This window comes from Shewanella sairae (assembly GCF_023283535.1).
GTDB lineage: Bacteria > Pseudomonadota > Gammaproteobacteria > Enterobacterales > Shewanellaceae > Shewanella > Shewanella sairae.
The window spans coordinates 13,897-29,934 of record NZ_JAKILT010000061.1 but is presented as its reverse complement, the minus strand read 5'-3'; the positions used below and the strand labels follow the sequence as shown (position 1 = coordinate 29,934).

The 16,038-nt window shown below is 42.9% G+C and carries 12 protein-coding genes and 1 tRNA gene; 7 read left to right on the top strand and 6 right to left on the bottom strand.

The annotated features are described in order from the left end of the window. Window positions 1–861 precede the first annotated feature (861 nt). A complete protein-coding gene (locus tag L2748_RS19805; RefSeq protein WP_246616209.1) occupies window positions 862–1,359 on the top strand; it encodes a DUF4124 domain-containing protein in 498 nt (165 codons plus the stop codon). A gap of 250 nt (window positions 1,360–1,609) precedes the next feature. Here L2748_RS19805 and L2748_RS19800 read toward each other — a convergent pair whose 3' ends face one another. The 4 genes from L2748_RS19800 to rluD form a co-directional block, all read right to left on the bottom strand. Continuing rightward, window positions 1,610–1,933, bottom strand: coding sequence for a hypothetical protein (locus L2748_RS19800; RefSeq protein WP_246616210.1), 324 nt, complete (start codon window positions 1,931–1,933; stop codon window positions 1,610–1,612). Between the two features lie 298 nt (window positions 1,934–2,231). Next, entirely contained in the window at window positions 2,232–4,805 is a 2,574-nt protein-coding gene (clpB, locus tag L2748_RS19795; protein ID WP_220782253.1) for an ATP-dependent chaperone ClpB, read from the bottom strand. Window positions 4,806–5,010: 205 nt separating this feature from the next. Beyond that, window positions 5,011–5,757: a peptidoglycan editing factor PgeF gene (gene pgeF, locus L2748_RS19790; RefSeq protein ID WP_220782254.1), complete on the bottom strand. Its 747-nt coding sequence runs from the start codon at window positions 5,755–5,757 to the stop codon at window positions 5,011–5,013. Beyond that, window positions 5,757–6,728: a 23S rRNA pseudouridine(1911/1915/1917) synthase RluD gene (rluD, locus tag L2748_RS19785; protein ID WP_220782255.1), complete on the bottom strand. Its 972-nt coding sequence runs from the start codon at window positions 6,726–6,728 to the stop codon at window positions 5,757–5,759. Before rluD ends, pgeF begins: the two co-directional genes overlap by 1 nt. A gap of 122 nt (window positions 6,729–6,850) precedes the next feature. Between rluD and L2748_RS19780 the strand changes: the two genes are divergently transcribed. Then, entirely contained in the window at window positions 6,851–7,612 is a 762-nt protein-coding gene (locus L2748_RS19780) for an outer membrane protein assembly factor BamD (protein ID WP_220782256.1), read from the top strand. Window positions 7,613–7,739: 127 nt separating this feature from the next. Here the strand turns inward: L2748_RS19780 and L2748_RS19775 are convergent, their stop codons facing one another. Then, window positions 7,740–9,929: an efflux RND transporter permease subunit gene (locus tag L2748_RS19775; RefSeq protein WP_246616211.1), complete on the bottom strand. Its 2,190-nt coding sequence runs from the start codon at window positions 9,927–9,929 to the stop codon at window positions 7,740–7,742. Window positions 9,930–10,155: 226 nt separating this feature from the next. Between L2748_RS19775 and L2748_RS19770 the strand changes: the two genes are divergently transcribed. Next, window positions 10,156–10,231, top strand: a tRNA-Phe gene (locus L2748_RS19770). 228 nt (window positions 10,232–10,459) lie between these two features. Here L2748_RS19770 and L2748_RS19765 read toward each other — a convergent pair. Then, window positions 10,460–12,322, bottom strand: coding sequence for a methyl-accepting chemotaxis protein (locus L2748_RS19765; RefSeq protein ID WP_220782257.1), 1,863 nt, complete (start codon window positions 12,320–12,322; stop codon window positions 10,460–10,462). A 239-nt stretch (window positions 12,323–12,561) separates the two neighbouring features. Here L2748_RS19765 and lhpI point away from each other — a divergent pair, with 239 nt between their 5' ends. The 4 genes from lhpI (at window position 12,562) to L2748_RS19745 (ending at window position 16,007) form a co-directional block, all read left to right on the top strand. Then, on the top strand, window positions 12,562–13,515 hold the full coding sequence (gene lhpI / locus L2748_RS19760; RefSeq protein ID WP_220782258.1) for a bifunctional Delta(1)-pyrroline-2-carboxylate/Delta(1)-piperideine-2-carboxylate reductase: 954 nt from the start codon (window positions 12,562–12,564) through the stop codon (window positions 13,513–13,515). A 464-nt stretch (window positions 13,516–13,979) separates the two neighbouring features. Beyond that, on the top strand, window positions 13,980–14,558 hold the full coding sequence (locus tag L2748_RS19755; protein ID WP_373317225.1) for an RNA polymerase sigma factor: 579 nt from the start codon (window positions 13,980–13,982) through the stop codon (window positions 14,556–14,558). Then, window positions 14,539–15,063: a hypothetical protein gene (locus L2748_RS19750; RefSeq protein WP_220782260.1), complete on the top strand. Its 525-nt coding sequence runs from the start codon at window positions 14,539–14,541 to the stop codon at window positions 15,061–15,063. The genes L2748_RS19755 and L2748_RS19750 overlap by 20 nt, the downstream gene beginning before the upstream one ends. 2 nt (window positions 15,064–15,065) lie before the next feature. Continuing rightward, a complete protein-coding gene (locus L2748_RS19745; protein ID WP_220782261.1) occupies window positions 15,066–16,007 on the top strand; it encodes a DUF4097 family beta strand repeat-containing protein in 942 nt (313 codons plus the stop codon). The last annotated feature ends 31 nt before the right edge of the window (window positions 16,008–16,038 follow it).

Below are 16,038 nucleotides of genomic sequence, written 5' to 3'. Positions count from 1 at the left end.
TCTGTGATTTGTTTCCACTTTAAAAAGTGAAATCAAACTTTTTTCATATTGCTATGAACACTCATTCATTAAGTAATTTTTTGATTGTCTCACTCTTTACTAGAAAGAAGTAGACAATTTCGAATAACTTAATCTCTGTGAGTGTCCACACAGATTTGCTTGTCATATTGTTAAAGAGCGTGCCATCATTGTCGTTCTTGCGAACCGTTCCAAGTGGCTAGGGGTGCGTATTCTACACTTCCCTTTGTTGGCGTCAAGCGTTTATTTTAAGAAGTTTTTCAAGCGATGATTTCTTAATCACTCTCGTGAAAAGAAGCAAAACCCGAAGCTCTTAAAGCGATTGTCACCTGAGGCTAATTTCCGTAGAAGTTAATCTCTCACCTCTTTGTTAAAAGAGGTACTGATTACGCTGCAAGTCCCGTTCTATCTAGCGTTTACGACTATTTCTAATCTCTAGCGTTAGTCTAGTTGGCCTGCTGTGCCGTGTCAGTGGATGCGCATTATAGGGATGTGAGGTGAAAGCGCAAGGGGCTTTTTCAAGAAATCGATAACAACAGTACTGAATGTTGTTTAATCCCGCACATTGCGGGTAAATCGCACCATAACAACAATAAACTTGGTGATTAATTGCAAATTGACTCAGTCATTACTAGGTTAGTTACCTGCAATAATGCTCTTAAACCTTCTATTACGGCGTACTTATGCCGGTTCAAACGCTAACACTAATCATTAATTGCCAAATTTAGTCGATAATATTGGCACTTATCGATTGCTGCGTTATGTTATGTGTAAGCAGGTTCCAAAATTAAAGCAGCAACCACTTTTGGATTTTAGTTATCTCATTTTAACTAGGGATAGAAAATGACTAACTCGCAGAACATGATTCGTAGCGTCTCAAGGAAGTCGCAGTTACCACTTATTTCGAAAATCGCTTTTATGGTTTTAGTATTAACCTCGAGCTCTGTTAATGCTAACGCTATTTATACCTGGATTGATGATAATGGGGTCACCCACTATAGTCAGCAACCTCCAGCATCAAACCAAGCATCGAGCAAAAAGCTCTATAGTGAAGATATTGAACCTAAACATGTAGGCACTATCGCACCGACAAAGTCTGTAGCTGATCTCAATCAACCTTCCGAGCTCGAGCAGCAAGCTGCTGCAATTGCCCTTGCCGATAAACAACAAGCTCAGCAAGTTTGTAAAAATGCTCAACATAGCCTTAATGTATTAACCACCCATACTAAGTTAACCAAAAAGAACAGCACGACTGGCGAACTGGTTTCGATGACAGAGGAGCAAAGACAAGCTGAAATCGTCGAACAAAACCAAAAAATAAAGCTATTCTGTAAGACTTAGCGCAATTCTCGGTGTTATATATTTTGGCAACGATTATGAACCAAGCTAACTTTCGTGTCTCAACATCTCGATAATATGCACAAAAGCGATAAGCAGCTTTAATTCGCGATAGCAGTAAACAGAAAAATGCAGACTCCATTTGAAGTCTGCATTTCGTTTAAAGCTAGTGCTCAATCCTGTAAAGCTGACAGTTTAATGTAAGCCATTCGGTCTATGAGCTGGGAAAGGTAACTTAAGACCCGAAGGCACATTACTTGTTAGCTTGCAGGTTATACATTGAACGCGGCACACCATCCTCACAGGCTTTTTGGCCCGCATCCCAGCCAGAATCGAATCGGCTTAGGCCATCTAGCGCTGTGTCCTTCTTAACTGAATCATATAACTCAGTTTGCTGGCGCTTCATTACATAAGCATTCTTACAGCCACGGTAATAGCCGTAATGATATAAACTTTCATATTCCTTATTTCCTTCGCCGATGTAAGGCGCGGACGTTTGCTCTTTTTCATAATTAGAACTTGTACAGCCAACGACGCTCAAAGACGCCAAGACGATAAAGGCTAACTGTTTTTTCATGATTTTCTGCTCCGTGTCCATATCAAGTTTAGAAATGTATTTTCAAGCGCTTACTAGAGTATTGTGCATAACACCAATATTACCAGCTGAGCCAATCGCAATAACTCATATTGAGAGAATGAAGAGCTAATAAACTAAGAGCGATTTACAACCAATATACAATAACATTACTCGCCTTGGTGATTAATTTTGAAACAAAAAAGGCTTCAACCTATGTTGAAGCCTTGTGTTATGAAATCCTGCCAGCACTCTGCCAGCTAATAGATTCTAATGTTTTAGCTGTGAGAGCGCTGATTCATTACTGACTAAACACTAGCGAATCGTCAGTAACTGATACCTTAATGACTTTACCTGGCACTAATTGCCCACTTAAGATCTGCTGCGCCAGTGGGTTTTCAACCTCTTGCTGCAATGCTCGCTTTAACGGCCTTGCACCATAGATAGGATCAAAGCCAGCCCTTGCAATTAATGCCAAGGCTTGTTCACTGATCTCGAGGCCGTAATCTTTTTCAGCAAGACGTTGCTTGAGCCCTTCGATTTGAATACCAGCGATATGGGCAATATTATTCTCATCTAAAGGATGGAATACCACTGCTTCATCGATACGGTTCAAAAACTCAGGTCTAAAGTTTTGTGTCACCACCTGCATCACATCAGATTTCATCTCATCATAACTTTGATTGCCAAAACCAAGTTGGATAAGATCTGAACCTAAGTTGGAAGTCATAATGACCACGGTATTTCTAAAATCAACGGTGCGACCTTGACCATCAGTCAGACGACCATCATCTAATACCTGCAATAAGATGTTAAATACATCAGGATGTGCCTTCTCGACCTCATCGAGCAAAATTACCGAATAAGGTTTACGTCTTACAGCTTCAGTTAAGTAGCCACCTTCTTCATAGCCAACATATCCAGGAGGTGCCCCGACTAAGCGTGACACAGAGTGCTTTTCCATAAATTCTGACATGTCTATACGCACCAAAGCGGACTCGGTATCGAATAAAAACTTCGCCAGTGATTTACATAGCTCTGTCTTACCCACACCCGTTGGACCTAAGAATAGGAAAGAGCCAATTGGGCGATTCGGATCGGCAAGCCCTGCACGGCTACGACGAATGGCATTCGATACAGAATTAACCGCTTCGTTTTGGCCAATTACTCGCTCATGCAGGCCATCTTCCATCTTAAGCAATTTGTCACGCTCACCTTCAAGCATCTTAGAAACCGGAATACCGGTTGCTTTCGATAAAACTTCAGCAATTTCAACGTCGGTGACTTTATTGCGCAATAATGTCATATCTTGCATTTCAGCTTGCGCAGCTAAATCTAACTGCCTTTCAAGTTCAGGGATACGACCATATTGCAACTCAGACATTCTGGTTAAGTCGCTGGCACGACGAGCGACCTCCAAGTCCATACGCGCTTGCTCTAGATCAGCCTTGATGTGTTGAGTACCTGCAAGCGCGGCTTTTTCTGTATGCCAAATCTCATTCAGTTCAGCGGCTTTTGCTTCAACATCTTTTAGCTCGGTACGCAAAGTATCTAAACGACGTAAGCTTGCTTCATCCGATTCTTTACTTAACGCTTGTTCTTCAAGTTTTAACTGAATCGCGCGGCGTTCAAGCCTGTCTAAAGCTTCTGGCTTAGAGTCAATTTGGATACGGATACTCGATGCTGCCTCATCAATCAAATCGATAGCTTTATCTGGCAACTTACGGTCGGAAATATAACGGTGCGACATACTCGCCGCCGCCACAATCGCCGGATCGGTAATTTCAACATGGTGGTGTAGCTCATAACGCTCTTTTAGACCACGCAAGATTGCAATGGTATCTTCCACGCTTGGCTCATCAACCAATACCTTTTGGAAGCGACGCTCAAGAGCGGCATCTTTTTCAATGTATTGACGATACTCATCTAACGTTGTTGCACCAACGCAATGTAAATCACCACGAGCAAGTGCAGGCTTTAACATATTACCCGCATCCATTGCGCCATCAGACTTACCGGCACCCACCATCGTATGGAGTTCGTCAATAAACAGGATCACTTGCCCCTCTTCTTGAGAAAGCTCATTTAATACCGCTTTTAAACGTTCTTCAAACTCACCACGATACTTAGCACCGGCAATCAATGCGCCCATATCTAATGACAATACACGCTTATTCTTAATACCTTCAGGCACTTCATTGTTGATGATGCGTTGTGCTAGGCCTTCGACAATGGCGGTTTTACCCACACCCGGCTCACCAATAAGTACAGGGTTGTTCTTACTGCGGCGCTGCAACACTTGAATAGTGCGACGAATTTCATCGTCACGACCAATCACAGGATCAAGCTTGCCCTGCTCTGCTCGCTCGGTTAAATCAACCGTAAACTTTTTAAGTGCTTGACGTTGATCCTCAGCATTAGGATCATCGACATTTTGGCCATTACGTACTTGGTCAATGGTCGACTCCATTAGCTCTTTGGTTGCACCAGACTGCTTTAATGCTTGCGCTAAAGGATCACTGCCCTCTAAAGCAGCCAATACAAACAGCTCACTCGAAATAAACTTGTCTTTACGTTTTTGCGCCAATTTATCGCAAAGATTAAGTAAGCGAATTAGCGCTTGAGATAACTGCACGTCGCCGCCAGTGCCTTCTACTTGCGGCTTTTGTTCAAGATCTTGACTCAATAAAGAGCGCAGAGTACTCACTTGGATCCCTGCTTGAGTCAGTAATGGGTGAATTGAGCCCCCATCTTGATTCAGTAATGCCATCATCAAATGTGATGGTTCGATAAATTGATGATCTCGGCCTAGTGCCAATGACTGAGCATCCGAGATGGCAATCTGGAATTTATTGGTCATACGATCTAATCGCATAAATCCTCCGATAACTCATAAAAAAATAATAAATAAAAGGCATGGAAAGCTGCATTATAACTACAGGAATGCACTGGATAAGCTAATACCAAGTAGTATCAATCCGTAGGCACTTCTACTTACATAAGAAAAGGGGCGCTCCGCGTTAACGCGAAATTGCTGTTACTTAAAAGATGGGGACTAATTGAACAAAATCAAGGAGGGGTTAGCGATTAAGCCAAATAAATGATGCCATACGACCTGTAGTGCCATCACGGCGATAGGAAAAAAAGTTTTCCGCATCAGCAACTGTGCAGCGTTGATCTTTATAAATACGCTTAACACCCAATAAAGCCAACCTCAGTTCTGCTAAACCTTGAATATCAGCCATGTACTTTTGCTCGCTTTGAGCATTGGTATACACACTAAAAAATTGACCGCTTTGAGAATGCTTTGCCACGAATTGCGCTTTGACCTCAGGACCCACTTCAAAAGCTGATGGACCAATAGCAGGACCCAGGTAAGCCACTAACTCAGTTGGCTTATGGGTAAACTTTGCCACGGCGGTTTCAATAATGCCATCACATAACCCGCGCCAACCAGCATGTACAGCAGCCACTTCAGTGCCGTTTTCATCACACAGTAATACAGGCAAGCAATCTGCGGTCATCACCACACATACTTGCTGTTTATTCTGGGTGTAACTGCCGTCAGCGTTAATCACTTGGGTATTATCGGCTTCAACCACATCAGTACTGTGAGTTTGTTCAAGCCATGCAGGTTTTGCAGGAAGAGAGAGTTGGTGCTCAATCCGTTGACGGTTAGCTTTGACCATTTGCGGATCGTCGCCAACATGCAGCCCAAGATTAAGGCTAGCGTAAGGTGGCTGACTGCAGCCACCTTTTCGAGTCGAAAAAGCCAGGCTTACTCCAGAAGGAATAAACCAAGCTTGATTTTCAATATGTCGACTCATTAATACACTGTTGGATTGTCTTCGTTATCTTTACGCAGTGCTTTAGTTAGCTTCACCATATCGTCTGGAATTGGTGCTTGCCAGCTCATGATTTCACAGGTGAATGGGTGTGCTAATTCAAGTCTTACTGCGTGTAGCGCTTGACGCTTGAATGCCATATAGGTTTCAAAGAAGTCAGGTGCAGCGCCTTTTGGTGGACGAGGACGACCAGCATAAACAGGGTCGCCAACCAATACATGGCCAATATGCGCCATGTGCACACGAATTTGGTGAGTACGGCCAGATTCTAGACGCAGTCTCAAACGTGTATGGGCTCTGAACTTTTCAGCTACGCGATAATGCGTCATCGCTGGCTTGCCATTATGCACAACAGCCATATGAGTACGCTTAGTCGGGTGACGATCAATAGGCTCATCAACCGTGCCACCAGCAATAATAGTACCTGTCACAATCGCTTCGTATTCACGAGTAATTTCACGCGCTTGCAATGCACTCACAAGGTGAGTCTGTGCTTCAACTGTTTTAGCCACAACCATTAAGCCTGTGGTGTCTTTATCCAAACGGTGCACAATACCAGCACGCGGTACAAGTTCAATACCAGGACAATGATGCAATAGTGCATTCATCAAGGTACCGCTTTGGTTACCTGCGCCAGGGTGAACAACTAAACCTGCCTGCTTATTGATAACCAAAATATGGTCATCTTCATAAACGATGTCTAAATCAATCGCTTCAGCTTCAGCTTTTGTTTCTTCTTCAAGTGTGGCGCCAATCGTCACAACCTGACCTTCAAGCACTTTAACTCTAGGCTTGTCAGAAACCTCGCCATCAATAAAAACTGAACCGGCTAAAATCCACTCTTTAATACGTGTGCGCGAGTAATCCGGGAACAAATCAGCCAAAGTTTGGTCTAATCTTTGCCCGGTTTGTGTTGCTGTGATCTCGCTTTTTAGATTAATCTCTTGTGTCATATGAACCGTACCCACTTTTCTGGGTCCAAAAATGTTTACTATCTGTTACAATCGGATTGTTTCTATTTTATCGTGAAATGGAAAAATTCTTAACAATAACTTTAAAAGAATCGAATTCAAGTATGCATAAAATTGCCAAAAGTGTCGCTGTAGTCCTTATCACACTCGCAGTTACGGCCTGTAGTAGTAAACAGGGCGAAGACCCTGCGATGACAAAGAGCTCTCCAGAAGTGCTCTATTCTCAAGCAAGAACCTCAATGGAACTAGGTAACTACAGTAAAGCTGTGCGCTCTCTAGAAGCCTTGGATTCACGCTTTCCTTTTGGTCCACATAAAACTCAAGTACAGCTTGATCTTATTTATGCCTATTACAAACTTGACGACCCTGCGTCAGGTATTGCGAATATCGATAGATTCATTCGCTTAAACCCAACCCATAAAGATATCGATTACGTTTACTACATGCGTGGTTTAGTCAATATGCAGTCTGATCGATACCTATTTCACGATATGCTAAATATCGATCGTTCTGACCGCGACCCTAAAGCCGCACAAGACGCATTTAAAGATTTTGATCGACTAATTAAGTCTTATCCAAACAGTAAGTATGCAGCAGACGCACAAAAACGCATGCAGCATCTAAAAAATAGACTCGCACTTTACTCGATCAAGGTAGCTGAATACTACATAAAAATGAATGCATGGAGTGCAGCAGCGGTGCGTGCCCAGTCAGTTTTAGAGACTTATCCGGGTACCCCTTCGGCGGAAAAAGCACTTGAAATCATGTCTACAGCTTACGGCGAACTTGGCCAAGAAAAGCTTAAAGATCATGCACTCATGGTGATGAAAGCTAACTTCCCTAACAATAAACTAGTCAGTAACTAATCACGCTCAACATACATATTCGATGACAAATAAAGGCCTCAATTGAGGCCTTTATTTTTTGTACAAAATTTGACTTAGTGAGATCAGCGAGCCTAGCAATAGGTCAATACAAATGAGTTTAAACTATCTAGTCCAAAGATTTCTGAGTCTGTTTGTTGATGAGCCAACGCTGAAAAAGTACCGGTAACATCAACACATCAAAGCCCCAGGCAAAAATCACCACCAAACATGATAACAAGCTCAACTGCGCAATCGGTGTAAAGGCAGAAACAAGCCCAAGCGAGAAACCTAAGGCTATTGTCAGCGTGGTAAAACTAATCACCGGCAACACTTTTTGTAAACTGTGCCACATCATCGCCGTGGTCATAGTCTGTTCATCGGGTAGCTTCAACATCAAATGTAGCGTGTCATCAACAATAATTCCCAGCATCATTCCCAGCACCACAGCTGTACCAAGACTAATAAAACCGCCATTTAGCTGCCACACTGCAAATACCCAAAGCAGCGGCAAAAAGTTAAGTAACAAGCCCATAAAGCCAAACAAACATGACTTTTTCAATATGCTCAACAATATTGCTAAAGCAATCAATGCCACCGCAAACGACAACAGCATATTGTTAGCATTATCAATACTTAAATGGGCAAACTGCAGATTACTGCCCAGTGGGGGACTCACATCCACAGATGTTGCATGTTCAGCGAGCCAAGTATTTACCTTTTGCTCAAATTGAATCAATTCCATCGCTGTCATCGGCTGCAAGTAGAGCGTCAACAAAGTCGAGTACTTATCGGCGGATAACTCACTTTGCAGCCTTAAATCAGCCACGCTATTTTGCGCTAAAATTTGTCTAAACTGTGTTTGCCCTATCCCTGCAGCTTTAATCCAATCACCGATGTGCTGCACATCAACAACTTGCGGTTGCAGCTTTAGATAACGGCTAAACTTGTAGATAAAACTGACCTCAGCTTTATCTATCTGCTTAGGTTCTAGCCCTGCAATCACATAATGCTGCAAGTTGATGCCAGAAAAGTACTGACTCATTTTCTGGCTTGAAACCGTAAACGGATTAGCAGAAGAGAAGTAACTCAGTGGGTCATCATTTAATGTCAGTTTGGCAACACTCATCAAAGATAAAACGCTGAATAACACTATGCCTAACATGACCGCCAACGGTCGTTTAGCGTTAAATTTTCCCAGCTGAATAACCTTGTCAAAATTCAATATTGGCTCGTGCTTAGCCTTAGCGTATTTAGCAAAAAAGACTAAGCTGGTTAAGCTCAATAAATAATTACACAGCACAGCAAAAGCCACTAGTAGTCCAAAGCTTTGTATCGGTGGCGATGGGCTTAATGTCAGTAAACTAAAACCAAATATAGTGGTGATACTGGAGTAAAATAGCGGTGCTTGGTTAACCTTAACCGTATAGCTTAAAGCTTGCTGCGCCGTTTTACCTGCATTGATTTGCGCTTGCCAACCAAAATATAGGTGCGCCGCATAGGCCAACCCAAGGGTGACAATAATCACAGGTACAAACGCACTAATTGCCGCCAAGGTTAGCTGGCACCATGCGGCTAGACCTAAAGTCAGAACTAATGTCAGCCCGTTATTTAAGCAAAGACCAACCACCCACATTTTCTGCCGAATAAACAGCGCCGCCATGATAAAGATAATCCCGAGTAACCCGGGAGCAAACCAGCTTAAATCATGGCGTAATACCTTGGCATATTGCCAATTAAGTGCGTGGGTGCCATTTAAATAAATATTTACCGAATTAACTTGCCAATATTGCTGGCTGTCGCTGTCTATTTTTTGCAGCACGTTATCAAGCCACTGGCTTTGTGTCAGGGCATTTTGCTCAGCTACAGCTTGCGGCGGTTCTATCTGCAACCGTAATAAAATTGCCTGACCATTTGCAGACAATACCGAAGCCAACCTTGGATGGGTTTTATAAGATAAGATCTTATCGGTGTGCGCCAAGCCTTGTATAAATTGATTATATCCCTGAATACTGCTGATATCAGAGTTGGCTTCTAATCGTCCGATGAACTCGATGAGCTGAGTTTGCAGCGACTGTTGACGCCAATCTTCACTCGTTTCAAGCATCATCCAAAGCTGATCATGACGCTCAAACTGCTCGCTCATGCTCTTTTGCGCCATATAGCGCTTATCGGCTGGTGAAAAGTAGTCACTAAAGTCGATATCAAGCTTTAAACGCTCAAACCCACTAATCGCTAGCAAGGTTAGTATCGCAATCGCAATGAACATTGTTATCGGTCGTTGCTGGATCTTCCAGATCAAGCTTACTTGGCTTGCCAATCCACCTCTCCTTATGGCTAACAATACTAGCGCCGACAGAACCTTATAATTCAATCAGCATATTCCGACAACATACAATAGCTTAAGCAATAACTAGCGTTAATATGCCTATAGTGCTCACTTCTACCGCTAAAAGCCTAATTATTCAACATTCGCATGAAAAAACGCATCAATTTGCAAAAATGGGTTGACTCAAACCGCTAAAAGCCTTTTAATAGCGCCCGTTGCCCGAATAGCTCAGTCGGTAGAGCAGAGGATTGAAAATCCTCGTGTCCCTGGTTCGATTCCGGGTTCGGGCACCAATATTTAGCTTAGGTGTTACTGCAACAACTAAACCAGCGACAAGGCAAATTAAGACCTTAAGTTGCAAAACTAAAACCTCGCCAATGCGAGGTTTTTTTATGTCTAAAATTCATATGCTTGTTCTCATAGTCATTCCCCATCCTTTAGCCTATCCCAGCAAAGAATCCTTGAAATAAAAAAGCCCCGAGTGAACTCGAGGCTAAAACAATGAAACTAAACTTTCACTTTTAAACTTTAAACTTACTCACCGCATCTTGCAAAAACTCGGCTCGCTCGCGAACATCTTCTGTGGCACTTGAGTTTTGCGTTGCCACATCAGCGGTCTCTTGCGCGATATCACGGATCACCACCACATTCTGATTCACCTCAGCAGCAACCATACTTTGCTCTTCAATTGCCGCTGCAATCTGAGTGCTCATATCCATAATATTGTTTACATCACCATTTATCTGCTCTAACAAGGTGCCTGCAGACGCTGCTTGCTCAACACTTTCACTACCTTGTTCACGGCTAGACTGCATCAAACTCACAATGGAGTGGGTTCTTGCCTGCAGCGTCTGAATGATTGACGCTATCTCTTCAGTAGACTCTTGAGTGCGCATCGCAAGGCTTCTTACTTCATCGGCAACCACTGCAAAACCACGGCCCTGCTCTCCCGCCCTGGCAGCTTCAATCGCCGCATTAAGTGCAAGCAAGTTCGTCTGCTCAGCAATACCGCGAATAACATCGAGCACACTGCCAATTGTTTCGCTGTCTTTTTCAAGATCGTTAACCACTGCGGCAGATTCATTGAGTTGCTGGGCTAACAACTCAATCTTCTCAATCGTTTGCTGCACACCAATTTGACCCGTTTGCGCATTATCATGAGTCATATTCGCTCTATCCGCGGCAAGCTCAGTATTCTTAGCAATCTCATCAATGGTTGCGCCCATTTCAGTAATCGCTGTCGCGACCATATCTGTTTCATTGAGTTGATTTTCTGCGCCTTGAGAAGCCTTTGCAACGTTAGTCGATAACTCTTGGCAAGACTGATTCATGGTTTCAACCGACTGAGTGACCTGATTAATAAGCTCTTGGAAAGACTCCACCATGCTATTAAAGTGCTGTGCAATTTGCCCCAACTCATCATCGCTTGTGTCGTCACAACGCATAGATAAGTCTTTATTCATTTCGATATGAGTAATGACTTCAGTAATACGTTTAACAGGCTCAATAATGCTGCGAATAATCATTAAGGTTGCAGCCGCTAAAATAATCGCAATTAACACTGCCAAAGAAAGCCCCAACACAAACGCTGAGCTTTGCTTATCATCAATCGCTTTAATAGCCAAAGACTCCAGCTGTAGCAAAGCTACATCAGTGTTAGCAACAGCTTGACGCAACTTGCCTAGCTCACCCTGTGAAATCGTCAGTCCAAGCAGCTTTTCTTTTTCAACTAACTTTTTTAAGTCAGCGTCATACTGCTGAATAAAACGAATCGTCTGCTGTTGTGACGCCAGTGACACTTGTGACTGATTTAAGATATCTATAAATTTAGCTAAATTGGCATCAAACTTAACGATATACTTTTCACTACGTCTGAGCATAAAGTCTTTTTCTGCACGTCTAAGTTGTAGCATCTGAACCATTAAACCTGGCTCATTATAATTGCCTACGACTTCTTCGACTTGGTGTACTGCACTTCTTAGTGTGCCGTATAGCCCTGTTGTGGGTGTTAAGCCTATCTGCTTGTTTAAGCTAACAACCTGACTAAATGTCGCTTCGTATAGTGCCAACTCTTGGCTAAATTTCGTTAAACTCTCAGTGGGAATAGAGTGCTTATCCAATAACTTGGTTAAATTGATAACCGTATCTATTGCTTCTTGATTATTGGTTTTATGCTGCTCTATATACCTCTGCTCTTTTCTTGCAAGAAAGTCTTTCTCATCTTTACGTAAGCTAAGCACTTCCTTTTTTAGTCCTGCAATGTTCCGTGACGCATCCGCCAACTCCATTTGCACTTGACTGAAATACACTTGGAGGCCAAACATAGCAGCTAATGCCGCAATAGATACACCTGCGCTAAGCAGCAATTTATTTCTTATTAGCATGTTACATCTCTTTTTATTATTGGCTTATCTCACTTAGAAAACACGGATTAACGCCTATCTAAAGTGTCTATCGCTATTATCGGCCGATTTTACAATACATTTAGATACAAAAAAGCATCCTTGCCGCAAACAAACCGCAACAAGGCACCTGTAAGGAAAAAATGCTGCATAGATCACAAAATTGAGTTGACCCCGCTGTATACCACAAATAGTATAAAATATACTTTATTGGAGGTTGCATGTTCGTCATCAATGCAGAATCAGTACATCAGTCACTCAACTTTCCCGATCTCATTCAATCACTAAAACAAACATTTTCACGACCTGCGGGCATGCCGCAGCGACAAGTATTTAGTCTCGATGAAACAGCTGATAACCATGACGCTTTTGCTGTTCTACCATCGTGGAATGAGCAAACCATCGCTATCAAAGCGTTTACTTACTTCCCAGGTAATCCGAGTAAAGACTCAAACCTAACCAGCCTTTACTCAAAAATTCTGATATTTAGTCGCGAAACTGGCGAGCCCCAGGCTTTAGTTGATGGCACAAGTGTCACTTTCTGGCGCACTGCAGCTATTTCAGCATTAGGCAGCGATTACTTGTCTCGAGCAGACTCCAGTAAGTTACTTGTTTGTGGTACAGGCAATTTAGCATCCTTTATGGCGCTGGCTCATGCGAGTGTGCGCCCCATCACCCAAATCACCGTTTGGGGACGCAACCCAGAAAAAGCTCGCAATACAGTCGAGCTTATCCGTAACCAGCGCCCAGATATTGAAGTCATGCTTTGTACAGACTTAGAGCAAAGTGTACGTCAGGCCGATATTATTAGCTGTGCAACGGGCTCAGCTACCCCACTATTTAAAGGCGACTGGGTACAACCGGGGACGCACACTGACTTTGTTGGCAACCATAATCACGACAGAAGAGAATTTGATACCCAGCTGATCAACAAGTCTTCAGTGTATGTTGATTCAAAAATTAATGTCTTTGCTGAAGCTGGAGAACTACTTATTCCGATAGCTGAAGGCGCGTTCTCATTTGAAGACGTTAAAGGCGAGCTCAGCCAACTCTGTACAGAGCAAATAAAAGGTCGAATTAGTGATGATGAAATCACGATCTTCAAGACTGTCGGCACAGCGCTTGCCGATCTTGTTGGCGCTCAACTGGTATATTCAAAGTCAACGCAAAAATAATCAAATATAAGCCAATGACTTCACTTAAAGGAGCGCATGATATGCGCTCCTACTCACGAACATTAATGGTTCAATAACGATTAAACCTCGCCTAATACCAATCAGTATAAACATTTAGTCACTCAGCGAGAGTTTAGCGGTTTTGAGGCAAGGCAACGAATGAAGAGCATAGTTGTTCTACGTTCAAGTTCGTTAACACAGCATCAGAATCGCTAAAACTCGCCATTCTGGAACGTTTTTGGCTGCCTACTCCTGCGTTGAATATCTTTATAAGGGAATAACCATTATTACAGCTATTCGCCTTGAATTAGTTTGCCAAAAATCGTTCTGAGCTGATCAAATTCTTATACTGATTGGTATAAACCCCCTCTTCCCCCCAGCGTAAAAATAATTTCTATTGCATTTAAACCTTTTTATCTGTTGGCTGTGTCTTATTAATATAAACAGCACACAAGGAAATGACAGTGACTGCACAGAGACAGGTAATTGAGCCGACACCGCTCATAGAACCTGAGTTAATAGACAAAGCCAAACACGGTGATAAGCAAGCATTTAAGCAGCTATATCAATTGCACCATCAGCGTGTATATGCGCTGTGCTTAAGGATCACCGGTCAAGCCTCTCTAGCCGAGGAAGCCACTCAAGATTGCTTTGTCAGACTCTGGCAAAAGCTGCCGCAATTTAGGGGAGAAAGTCAGTTCACCACTTGGCTTCATAGCCTAAGTGTTAATCAGGCACTTTCAAGCGTGAAAAAACACCGCTCATTCTGGTCACGCTTTGTTAGCAGCGAGACTGATATACAAAGTGTGAGTGACGAGTATGAGAATTTAGATAAGCTGTTACTTAAACTACCAGAGCGAGCCCGCATCGTTTTCGTGCTTCATGCATTAGAAGGTTATAAACACCAAGAGGTCGCGCAATTGATGGGGATAGCCCCTGGAACAAGTAAAGCGCAATACCACAGAGCGCAAAAGTTACTCGAAGCACTAATTGATAAGGATTCAACCAATGCGGGAGGCCACAATGAGTCATGCACACGCTAAACTGTCACAGCTAATTAATCAGGCTCCTAGAGAAATTCAGCCACAAAAAGAGCTTTGGCAAGATATTGAGAAGCAGCTGGATAAAGCGGAAGTTCAACAAAGTCAGCAACCTAAGAGAATTAAACGTGTTGCAGTTGCGAGTATCGCCTTAGCAGTTGGTTTAGTTGCTAGCAATATTTGGCAGCAAAAAGCTGACATTTTAACACCGAATGAACCATCAGCACTTTTGACCACACTTGCTGACATTAAGGATCAGCACCAACAACAAGTGGATCTATTAAGTCGTCAGCAGCTAACTAATTGGCAAGCGTCAACATTAGCTTCACCACTTGAAAAAGGTATTGAACAACTTAGAAAAGCCGCAGAGCAAATCTACCAAGCACTGCGACAAACCCCCAATGACAAGGAACTCTGGCAGCTATGGCTTTGGACTCAACAGCGAGAACTTGAGTTACTTCAACAGGGCCAAAAATTGCCAGTCACCACATTACCTCAAGGAGCTTAACCATGAAATTACCACTGAGCACAACGCTACTCGCCACTGCCTACTTACTTAGCCAAAGCGCTATTGCGGCAGAAAAAATCGACCAGCAGCAAACAGTTCAAGCGAATCCCAGTGTGAAAGTCAAAGTCCAAAGAGGAAATGTCACTTTTAAGTCTTGGGATAAAAATGAAATCGCGGTAAAAGGCACATTAGACGAACTAAGCGAAGGCTTTACCTTTAGCGTCAACGGCAACAAAGTCGTCATAGAAGACACTTTGCCCCGCCAATATAGTGGTAGTAACAAGGACGGTTCAGAGCTGGTGATTACCCTGCCAAATAAGATCAAACTCGAAGCTGAGAGCGTGTCAGCTAATTACCGTATTGATGCATTAACAGGCAAAATAGAAATTAGCTCAGTCAGTGGCAATATCAAAGCCAATGAGCTCAGTGACAAAACCATGCTACAAACTGTTTCTGGTGATATTTCGACTCGAAGCCTAGCAGGAAAAATTTCATTGCAAACCGTATCAGGGGATATTCGAGATACACAAAGTTCTGGGGTTTTAAACTATCAACTGGTTAGTGGTGAGCTTAGTGCTGATACTCAGGCAAGCAAAGTGTCTGTTGAAACCGTTTCCGGAGATGCCACTTTAGCACTCAATAGTATTGACTCCTTGACTGTAAAGTCAGTGAGCGGTGACCTAGAACTATCGCTTAATGAATTATCTAGCCGAGCTAAGCTTGGCAGCGTTAGCGGTGATATGAGCATTAGCTTTTTAGGCAATACCAATGTCGACTTTAATATTAACGGCGGCCCCGGTGGCAAGATCAAAAATAACCTAACCAAAGATAAAATCAGTAAAGAAAAGTACTCGCCACAGTCATACTTAACGTTTCAAGCTGGTGATGGCAGCGCCGAATTCAGCGCTTCAACTATTAGCGGTACGATTGAGCTATTAAAGTAACCATCGCGCACAAAAAAAGGGGCTTAATAAA

Excerpts from the sequence above, each read along its gene's own strand:
- L2748_RS19805 (WP_246616209.1), top strand. The coding sequence starts at position 862 with ATGACTAACTCGCAGAACATGATTCGTAGCGTCTCAAGGAAGTCGCAG.
- L2748_RS19800 (WP_246616210.1), bottom strand. The coding sequence starts at position 1,933 with ATGAAAAAACAGTTAGCCTTTATCGTCTTGGCGTCTTTGAGCGTCGTT.
- clpB (WP_220782253.1), bottom strand. The coding sequence starts at position 4,805 with ATGCGATTAGATCGTATGACCAATAAATTCCAGATTGCCATCTCGGAT.
- pgeF (WP_220782254.1), bottom strand. The coding sequence starts at position 5,757 with ATGAGTCGACATATTGAAAATCAAGCTTGGTTTATTCCTTCTGGAGTA.
- rluD (WP_220782255.1), bottom strand. The coding sequence starts at position 6,728 with ATGACACAAGAGATTAATCTAAAAAGCGAGATCACAGCAACACAAACC.
- L2748_RS19780 (WP_220782256.1), top strand. The coding sequence starts at position 6,851 with ATGCATAAAATTGCCAAAAGTGTCGCTGTAGTCCTTATCACACTCGCA.
- L2748_RS19765 (WP_220782257.1), bottom strand. The coding sequence starts at position 12,322 with ATGCTAATAAGAAATAAATTGCTGCTTAGCGCAGGTGTATCTATTGCG.
- lhpI (WP_220782258.1), top strand. The coding sequence starts at position 12,562 with ATGTTCGTCATCAATGCAGAATCAGTACATCAGTCACTCAACTTTCCC.
- L2748_RS19750 (WP_220782260.1), top strand. The coding sequence starts at position 14,539 with ATGAGTCATGCACACGCTAAACTGTCACAGCTAATTAATCAGGCTCCT.
- L2748_RS19745 (WP_220782261.1), top strand. The coding sequence starts at position 15,066 with ATGAAATTACCACTGAGCACAACGCTACTCGCCACTGCCTACTTACTT.